At 75.6% G+C, this 7,403-nt stretch carries 3 protein-coding genes; 1 reads left to right on the top strand and 2 read right to left on the bottom strand.

What is annotated here, in order from left to right:
- Both N4G66_RS41420 and N4G66_RS41415 read right to left on the bottom strand, forming a co-directional pair.
- On the bottom strand, positions 1-1,017 hold a 1,017-nt coding region (locus tag N4G66_RS41420; protein WP_261709476.1), incomplete at its 3' end, for a serine/threonine-protein kinase.
- Positions 1,018-1,122: 105 nt separating this feature from the next.
- The gene (locus N4G66_RS41415) at positions 1,123-2,784 is read right to left on the bottom strand and encodes a serine/threonine-protein kinase (protein WP_261709475.1); all 1,662 of its coding nucleotides are present in this window, start codon (positions 2,782-2,784) and stop codon (positions 1,123-1,125) included.
- 497 nt (positions 2,785-3,281) lie between these two features.
- Between N4G66_RS41415 and N4G66_RS41410 the strand changes: the two genes are divergently transcribed.
- Positions 3,282-7,253: an FHA domain-containing protein gene (locus N4G66_RS41410; protein WP_261709474.1), complete on the top strand. Its 3,972-nt coding sequence runs from the start codon at positions 3,282-3,284 to the stop codon at positions 7,251-7,253.
- Positions 7,254-7,403: the final 150 nt, after the last annotated feature.

The raw sequence follows: 7,403 nt of genomic DNA, 5'->3' as shown, positions 1-7,403 counted from the left end.
CTCGTCGGGCGCCGGCACCCGCATCGAGGTGTGCGTGTCACGGTTCGAGTCGGGCGCGGCCCCCGGCACCAGGGGTACGGCCCCGCGCCGCTCGCGCGCCGCGGCGGGCGCGGGCGGCTCCGCGGTCTCCTCGTACTCGTCGTCCCCGTCCGCGGACTCCGCGTCCGGGGAGTCCACGTCCAGCGGCGGCATCCCGGCCAGCAGCGGCAGCTGTTCCCGCAGCCGTGCCCCCATCTCGGACGCCCGCAGCCGGGACGCGGGCGCCTTGGCCAGGCACTGCACGATCAGCTGCCACAGCTCGTCCGGGATGCCCGGGAGCGGGACCACGGTCTCCGTCACATGCCGGCGCAGGACAGCGCCGGGGTGTCCGCCCCCGAAGGGCGTGAACCCGGCGAGCAGCTCGTAGAGCACGGTCGCCAGGGCGTAGATGTCTACGGCGGCGCGCGGCGGCAGGCCCTCGATGATCTCGGGTGCCAGGTAGTCCGGCGTGCCGATGATCTTCGTGACCCGGGTCCGGCGCGGCGAGTCGATGAGCTTGGCCACACCGAAGTCGGTCAGGAGGGCCGGGTGGGAGCCGCCGGGCCCGAGCGGGCCCTGCATGTCGAGCAGGACGTTCTCGGGCTTCACATCGCGGTGGACGACCCCGGCGGCGTGTGCGGCGGCGAGTCCGTCCGCGACGTCGGCGACGATCGCGACCGCGGCCTCGGGGGCGAGCCGCCGCTCCCGGTCGAGCCGGGTGCGCAGGTCGGTGCCCCGTACGAGGTCCATGACGAGGGCGAGGTCGTTGCCGTCCACCACCAGGTCGCGCACCGCCACCACGTGGGGATCGTCGAGACCGAGCAGTGCGGTGCGCTCCTGCACGAAGCGCCCCACCAGCTCCTGGTCGGACGCGAGGTCCTCGCGCAGCAGCTTGATGGCGACGGGCCCCTCGGGTCCCTCGCCCAGCCACACCGTGCCGGCGCTCCCCCGCCCCAGGATCTGGTGCGCGGTGTACCTGCTGCCGATCTTGCGTGCCAAGACTGCTCCTACAGACGCGTGTTGCCGCTTAAAGTACGCGCCCGCGGAGCCAACCTTCACTCCCGAGACCGAAATCACCCGTCAGGTATCGACAAATCCCCAGAGTCAGTTGTTCGAGTGGGTGTTCGAGCCGAGATCCCCGATCCAGCTGCTGACCTGGTCGTACGTGTGGGTCACCTCGCCCCAGAAACTCCTGGTGGAGCCGATCCAGTGCTGAAGGGGGCTGAATTCCCAGACCAGCCAGCCGGCGACGAACAGGATGACGATCGTGAACAGGCACCCCTTGAGGCAGCCGAGCCCCGGGATCTTCATGGGGTTGGAGCTGCGCTGACGGGGCTCGCGCGGCTGCCGCGGCGCGGGCTGCTGGGGCCGCTGCGGCTCGGGCGCGTAGCGCTGCGGCTGGGACTGCCGCTGCGGCTCGGGGGCGTAGCGCTGCGGCTGCTGCTGCGGCGCGTACTGCTGCTGTTGCTGCTGCTGCGGATATCCGTATCCGGGCGGCGGCTGCTGCCCGCGCTGCGGACGCTGTTGCTGGGGCTGCTGCTGCGGTCGTGCGACCTGCCGCTGGGGGCGGCGGCGCAGCGGGTCCTCGTTCGGGTCGAGGTACTGGACCTGCGTCTGTTCGTTGCGGTCACGGGCCGCGCGCAGCTGGTTCTGCCAGGGGTGCGGGTCCTCGCTCTGGCCGGGCTGTCCGCCCGGCTGGTGCTGCGGCATGTTCGGCAGCACGGCGGTCGGGTCGGCCGCGCCGGAGGTGTGCGGCAGCACGCTCGTCGCGCCGTACGGGTCGTAGGAGGCGGCGCCCTGGGGCAGCACCTGCGTGGGGTCGGCCGCGCCGGGCATGCCGGGAACGGGCGCCGGGGCCGGGTCGGGGGCGAGCAGGGCGCCCACGCCCTCGGCCGCTGCGATCTGCGCGGCGTTCGCGTGCACCCCGACACCCGCGGCGACGGCACGCAGTCCGCGCGCGAGGTTCTCGGCGCTGGGCCGTTCGTCCGGGTTCTTGCGCAGGCAGCGCTCTATGACCGTCCACAGCGGGTCCGGGACGGTCGAGGGGCGGCGCGGTTCGGCGCTCAGATGCTGGTGCAGCACTTCGAGGGCGGACCCGCCGGCGAACGGCGGACGCCCGGTGACCAGCTCGTACATCAGGATGCCCGCGCCGTAGATGTCGACGGCGGACGTCTGCGGGCGCCCCTCCGCGGACTCCGGGGCGACATACGCGGGCGTGCCGACGAATTCGTGGGTGCGGGTGAGGCCGGGGGAATCGGCGAGCCGCGCGATGCCGAAGTCGGTCAGCATCGGGTGCATCCCGCCGGCGTCCTGCTTGAGCAGGACGTTCGCGGGCTTCAGGTCGCGGTGCACGACGCCGTCGGCGTGGCTGGCGGCGAGCGCGTCGGCGACCTGGGCGGTGAGGAGAGCGGCGGCGACGGGCGAGAACGGCCCGTTCTCGCGCAGGTAGCGGTGCAGGTCGGGGCCGTCGACCAGGTCCATGACGAGGGCGAGGAGATCGCCTTCGACGACGAGGTCGCGTACGCGCACGATGTTCGGGTGGGTCAGGCGCAGCAGCACCGACCGCTCACGGAGGAACCGCATCACGATGTCGGCGTCGCTGGCGAGCTCTTCCTTGAGAACCTTGATCGCCACGGTCTCGCCGGGCTGCCCGGCGACGGCCGCCTCGGCGCCCGCGGTCTCCCGCTGGCGGGCTCGCCAGACCGTGCCTGTGGCGCCGCGCCCCAGCGGCTCCTCAAGGAGGTACTTGCTCCCTACCGGCCGCACGTCATGCGCTCCCTGTTGCTTGCTTGCCTGGTCCGTCCACCGTGATCACCGTGGTACAGGAGTTTCCGACCCACTGTAGTGCCGCCCTGCCCGGCACAGCGCTGTCCTCCTCGTGTGCTTTCCCATAGGTCCCATGCGTACCTGTGGTCCGCATAAGCGCTTACGTATGCGTTGCCGTCTGCGTTCGACGGTCCGCGGAAAGTCGCTCTCTCGTGTTCGACAGAAAGACGCTCACTCCGGTCGCTTGGTTGCCGGGGCCGGGCGTGACCGATCTCAAGCGGACACCGGCCGGGCACTGGTCAGGCACTTTTGCGGGCAGAGCCGACCAATCAAGATCACTTGCGGGTGGGGGGCGGGCGTGTTGTCGGTGGCAGGTGCGAGGATGCCTCCAGTACTGGCCGTTGTGCCCGTGTGCGGTGGGGGAATCTGCGGTGGGGGACCGCAGCACAGCCTCGTCCTCGTCGCGGGCACCTGCGCGGAAGGGACCCCTGACGGCGATGCAGATCCGGCTGACCGTCGTAGACCCGCTGGGCCCGTCATCGGAGCCGCGGGGGCGAGCCACGGCCTGCGATGTGCTGGTCACCGCGCCCGCCGGGACGGCGCTGGCCGCGGTCGCGTCGGGGCTGGCCGCGGCGGTCGGGGGAAGCGGGGGCACCTCCCAGGGCGAGCGGGGCCGTGAGCCCGGCGGGGGCCAGATCGTGCTCTACGCGGGTGCGGAGCGGCTCGACGCCCAGCGCTGCACACTCGGCGAGCCACCGCTGACCGACGGCGCCGTGCTCTGTCTGGGCGCACCCGCCGAGCCCGGTCCCGACCTGGACGACGTCTCGGCCCAGCTCCACGTGGTCGCGGGGCCCGACGCCGGCGGCGTGCACCTGCTGCACGGCGGCCAGATCCGCATCGGCCGCTCCGCGGACGCCGACGTGCCCCTGGACGACCCGGACGTGTCCCGCCTGCACTGCGCGGTCACCGTCACCCCCGAGGGCCGTGTCTCGGTCGCCGACATCGGCTCCACGAACGGCACGACGCTCGACGGCTCCCGCGTCGGCGGCCGCCCGGTCCTCTTCACCGAGGGCGCTCTGCTGCGGGTCGGCGAGTCCGCCCTGCGGCTCGCCCCGCCGGGCGGTCCGGCCGTCCTGGAGACGGCGCCGGACGGCGAAGGCCATGTAAGGGTGCGGGCCGGGTCGGCCGAGGCCGGTCCCGCCGGGGACGGTGGGTTCGACGGGCACGGCGACCCGGGGCGCGCCGGCACCGCCGCCCGGCCGGACACCGCCGCCGCGACCACGGACGGCTCCCCCGCGGAGGTCTCGCGGGGCGGCTCCTCCGCCACGGGGCCGAACGCGTCCTCCTCCTCGCCGCCGAGTTCCCCGCCGGGTCCGCCGCAGCCGCGCGGTGCCGTGCCCCACGCGCGCGGCGAGAGCGCCTCCCTCGCGCGGGGAGGCGCCCTTCCGCCGGTGGGCGAGACGCATCACGCCTACGGGACCGCGGAGTGGGGGGCCTCCGGTGGCGGCGTACCCGGAGCGCTGGAGCACGGACGGGCGGTGCCCCCGGCCGTGCCGGAGCAGGGCGGGGCACCCCGGATCGAGAGCAGGCCGCGGGGCGCGGCGGCGGAGGGCCGCGATTCCGGCCCCGGCGCGTCCACACGCGGGGCGGGTCGCCCCGGCGGACCCGGGGAGACTTCCGGCGGACGGCCCGGGACGGAGGCCGCGGCCGCGGGGAGCTTCGGCCCCGGGGCCGGCGACGCGTCCGGCACCCTCGGCGTGGGCATCCCGGGTGCACGCAAAGGCACGCCGACGCGGGGCACGGACATTCCACCGGGGGTGCGCAGGCGGGGCGGCATCGGTGCGTGGGCCCGGCGTCTGGCCGGCGGCCGCGGAGGCCCGGCCGGAACCACACAGGAGATGCACGAGGACGCAGCCGTCGCGGTGGAGGAAGTTCTTCCCGCCGTGCGGCGGTCGCCCGACAGCTGGCCCGACCCGGCGACCCTGCTGCTCACCGCGCTGGGGCCGGGTCCCCGGCTGTGGGAGCGGGGCCCCGGACACCCCGAGGCGCTGACGGTGCGTCTGGGCACGGCCGACCGGACGGCGCCGGACGGCTCGGGCCTGCTCCCCGCGGTACCGGTGACCGCCGGGCTGCGGGAGGCCGGCTCACTGGGCCTGGCCGGACCGCGGGCGCGTCTCGCGGGGCTGGCCCGCGCGGTCGTCGCGCAGCTCGCCGCGCTGCACTCCCCCGACACCCTGGAAATCGTCCTCATCAGCACCGACCGGGCCCGCACGGTGGAGGAGCGCAGCGCCGAGTGGTCCTGGCTCGGCTGGCTCCCCCATCTGCGCCCCGCCCACGGCCAGGACTGCCGTCTCCTTCTCGCGTACGACCGAGAGCAGGCGGCGGCGCGCACGGACGAACTCCTGCGCCGCCTGGAGGACCACCTCGCGGAGGCGGAGGGCACACCGGGCCGCGGCCCGCTGCCCAGGAGCGCCGGCGCGACGGTTCCGGCCGCCCGGTCCGGGACGCACGACAACGGCGAGCGCGTCGCCCCGGTCGGCGACGACGGCCTCCGGGGCGTGGTGCGGCGGCCCTCCTGGGCACGGGAAGACGGCACGGACGACGGCTACGACGGTCCGTTCACGGTGGTCGTCGTGGACGGGGACCCCGGCGGCGCCGACGTACGGGAGGCCGTGATGCGCCTCGCGCACGAGGGCTCGCGGGCCGGCATCCATCTCGTGTGTCTCGCCGAGACCCCTGCGGCGTCGCCCGCGTCGCCGGTGACGGAGACGTACGAAGCGGCCTGCGAGGCCTCGCCGGCCTTCCGCGAGTGCGGGGCGGTGGCGCTGCTCAGCGGGGACGTGGCCACGGCACTGCGGCTGATGCGGGTGGCACCGGGCGGTTCCGGCGAGCGCACCCCGCGGGGCGCACCGCACACCGGGTCCCTCCAGACCGGCTCCCCGCACGGCGGACTCGACAGCGCCGGGCCCGCGCGCACCGGATCACCGCGCTCCGGGCCCGCGCACACCGCCCCGGCGCACTCCGGTCCCCGGCACGACGGATCCACCCACACGGGCATCCCTCACCCCGCAGTCGCGAGGCGAACGGGTCCCGGAGGAGGTGCCGGACCCGCCGACGCCACCGCGCCACGCACGGGCCGTACGTCCTCCGCCACGGCCGGACAGCTGCCGCGCGGCCCCGTGGGACACGGCACCGTCGCCGCCGTGGACGCCGTGTCCCTCCCCTGGGCCGAGCGGTTCGCCCGGTCCCTCGCGCCGCTGCGGACGGACGGAGCGCTCGGGGACCGGCACACGCGCGTGTCCGCGCCCTTGCCCCAGATGGCGCGCCTGCTCGACGAGTTGGGGCTGGCGCGAGCCACTCCCGCCTCCCTGATGGCGCGTTGGGCGGACGCCGCGGACGACAGCGAGGCGTTCGGCGGACGGGCGCGGGCCGTGCTCGGCGCGGGCCCGCGCGGCCCCGTCGCCGTCGACCTGCCCGTCGAGGGCCCGCACCTGCTGATCGAGGGGCCGCCCGGCAGCGGCCGTACGGAACTGCTCCGCTCGGTCGCCGCGTCCCTCGCCGCCGCCGAGCGGCCCGACCGGCTCGGAATAGTCCTGATGGACGGGCGCGACGGCACGGGAGGCCATGGCGCGGCGAACGGCGGGGAAGGACTTCAGGCCTGCACGGACCTGCCGCATGTCACCACTCACCTCACGGCCAACGACCCTGTGCGGATGCGGGAGTTCGCCCAGTCGCTGAGTGCCGAGCTGAAGCGGCGGTCCGAGCTGCTGGGCCGGCTCGGCTTCGCGGAGTGGCACGCCGGGCGGACCGTGCCCGGCCGGATCGTGGCCCAGCGCTCGGCGGGGCCCTCGTCGAACGCGACCTCCTCCCTGGGCGCCTCCGATCTCGACTCGCCGCCCAGTTCGACGCTGCGGCTGCGGCCCGCCGCCGCGCGGCAGCGGACCGAACCGGGGCCGCCGCTGGCCCGTCTGATCGTGGTCGTCGACGACCTGGACGCCCTGCTGTCACCGCCTCTCGGGTCCCCTGGACGCCCGGCGGCCGGTTCGGTCGTACGGGCGCTGGAGGCTGTCGCCCGGGAAGGGGACCGGCTCGGGGTGCACCTCGTGGCGGCGTCCGGCGTCGGCGGCCGTACCGCGGCGTCGGAACTGGCGCGTTCCGCCGCGCTGCGCGTCACCCTCGACGCACCGCTGCCCGGGCCCGAGGAACCCGCCCCCGGGCGGGGCCGGCTGCTCCGTCCGGACGGCCGGGAGACACCGTTCCAGGGCGGGCGGGTCACGGGACGCATTCCCCGTACGGCCACGCTCCGCCCCACGGTCGTCCCCCTGGAGTGGCACCGCATGGGCGACCCGCCGGCCCGCCGCCCGGTCCGCGAGCTGGGCAACGGACCGACCGACCTGGCCCTGCTCGCCAGTGCCCTGGAACGAGCCGCGCGTTCCGTCTCCGCGGTCGAGGTGCCGTCACTGCTCTAGCCAGGGCCTGCCCGACCCTTCCGCCGGGCCCGCGCCCGCGCGCCCCGGAGCCTGCACCGTTTCGGCCCGCGGGTCACGGGGCGGCACGGCTTCGCCCGCGCGTCACGGAGTGCGCAGGGCCTCGGCCGCGCGTCACGGGGCACGCGGGGC

It is taken from the genome of Streptomyces rhizosphaerihabitans (assembly GCF_025399795.1).
GTDB classification, from domain to species: domain Bacteria; phylum Actinomycetota; class Actinomycetes; order Streptomycetales; family Streptomycetaceae; genus Streptomyces; species Streptomyces rhizosphaerihabitans.
The sequence above is the reverse complement of the archived record's forward strand: the minus strand, read 5'-3'. Positions and strand labels throughout refer to the sequence as shown.